This is a genomic window from Brachyspira sp. (genome assembly GCF_050873525.1).
Lineage (GTDB): Bacteria > Spirochaetota > Brachyspiria > Brachyspirales > Brachyspiraceae > Brachyspira.
The window spans coordinates 1-2,096 of the sequence record NZ_JBNMIZ010000316.1; the positions used below are offsets into that span (position 1 = coordinate 1).

2 protein-coding genes are annotated in these 2,096 nt (G+C 34.5%); one reads left to right on the forward strand and one right to left on the reverse strand.

Going from position 1 to position 2,096, the window contains the following annotated elements; all coding sequences use genetic code 11:
• Positions 1 to 32: 32 nt before the first annotated feature.
• A complete protein-coding gene (gene gatA / locus ACR0QS_RS12960; RefSeq protein ID WP_432633869.1) occupies positions 33 to 1,475 on the forward strand; it encodes an Asp-tRNA(Asn)/Glu-tRNA(Gln) amidotransferase subunit GatA in 1,443 nt (480 codons plus the stop codon).
• A 74-nt stretch (positions 1,476 to 1,549) separates the two neighbouring features.
• Here the strand turns inward: gatA and ACR0QS_RS12965 are convergent, their stop codons facing one another.
• Positions 1,550 to 1,897 (reverse strand): hypothetical protein, encoded by a 348-nt coding sequence (locus ACR0QS_RS12965; RefSeq protein ID WP_432633870.1) that lies wholly within the window; start codon positions 1,895 to 1,897, stop codon positions 1,550 to 1,552.
• Between the last annotated feature and the right edge of the window lie 199 nt (positions 1,898 to 2,096).

Consider the following 2,096-nt stretch of genomic DNA (forward strand, 5'->3'; position numbering starts at 1 on the left):
ATAAAATTTAAGTTTTAAATAGAGGTTTCATTATGGATTTAAGCGAATTGACTATTATACAAATCAGAGAGAAATTAAAAAATAAAGAAATAAACGCTGTCGATTTGACTTCTTCGATTATAAAAAAAATAGAAGAAGACGATAAAAGAGAGGATAAAATTAACGCTTATTTGGAAGTTTTTAAAGAAGACGCTTTAGAACAGGCAAAAAAATCGCAAGAGAGAATAGATAAAGGAGAATATTTGCCTCTTTTAGGCGTGCCGTTATGTATAAAAGATAATTTATGCTATAAAAATCACACAATGACTGCGGCTTCAAAAATGCTCGAAGGTTATAAAGCGCCTTATACCGCTCCAACGGTTCAAAGATTAATTGACAACGGAGCGATAATACTTGGCAGAACGAATATGGACGAATTCGCTATGGGAGGCACTACCGAAACCTCGAATTACGGAATAACGAGAAACCCGAGAAACAGAAATTATGTTCCTGGAGGTTCTTCGGGTGGCTCGGCTTCGGCGGTTGCGGCTAATTTTTCTTTTGGAGCGCTCGGCAGCGATACGGGAGGTTCAATAAGACAACCAGCTTCATTTTGCGGAATAGTTGGAGTTAAACCGACTTACGGAAGAGTTCCAAGACTCGGATGCATCGCTATGGCGAGCAGTTTAGACCAAGTTGGACCTTTGACTAAAGATGTTAAAGACGCTGCTTTAATGACAAAAATTATAGCGGGATTTGACGCAAAAGAATCTACCACTCTTAATATTCCCGTTCCAGATTACGATTCTTTTTTGGACGGAAATATTAAAGGAATGAAAATCGGACTTGCAAAAGAATATTACGAAACGGATTTAATCAATTCGGATGTCAGAGAAAATATAATGAAAGCGATAGAAAATTTAAAATCCAAAGGGGCGGAAATTATAGACATATCTTTACCAAACGCTAAATACGGTTCGAGAGTTTACACGGCGGTTATGGCGGTAGAAGTGGCAAGCAACATGGGAAGATATGACGGAATAAGATACGGTTACCATCCGAAAGGCGATTTTAATTTGGACGAATATTATTATACTTCGAGAAGCGTTGGACTTGCCTTTGAAACGAGAGCGAGAATATTATTCGGAACTTTAATAACGGGAAAAAGATTCTTCTATACACATTATCAGCATGCATTGAAAGTTAGAAAACTTATGCAAATGGATTTCGATAACGCATTTAAAAAAGTCGATGTAATAATATCTCCTTCCTCTCCAGTGACTGCAGGGCTTTTGGGAACGAGAGATAAAACCGACAGCGCTTTAAGTTTTTTGGCGGATAGTTATACTTCAAATATAAATTTAGTCGGGCTTCCAGCCATGAGTGTTCCTTGCGGAGTCGATAAAAATAATATGCCGATTGGAATACAATTTATAGCGAAACAGTTTGACGAATTTTCTATGTTTAAAATGGCTTACGCGCATGAATTAGGTTAATAAAATATTTTTATTACCGCAATGTTGCGCTCTAATGCATGAAAAAATTTATTCTTATAATTTAATTTTTATAATTATTGTTTTGTAAAATCAAGATTAATACTTGACCACTGGCCAGCATATCCCTGAAATGCATCAAAAACAACAGAGCAACTTGAAGCGTTATCAAATGTAATTGTTCCAGTATGTCCATAATAACTATCAGTCAAGAGATTCCCATCTCTGTAAAATGATGTTTGAGTAATTTTAACGGTATAAGGATATTCAAAATTGTTATCAATTTTTCCAATATAAGTATATTCAGTCCTGCTATTAAGATAATCATAATGGCAAAATAAAGTTATATTGCCGTTATTATCAATAGATAAATCAATATTTGCATACCACCAGTATTGTCTCCCCCAAGTTCCTTCAAGTTCCAAGTATTTAGGATTATCTTCAGGGTCTTGCTTTGATTTGCAGCTAATTGAAAATAATAATATAAATAATGTGATTAAAAATATTTTGAAAGAATTATTGATTAAAGATACAATTTTAGCACTTGACTTGACTTGACTTGACTTGACTTGACTTGACTTGACTAACGAATTTACAGTAATTTTTGTTATTTTTCATTTTTTG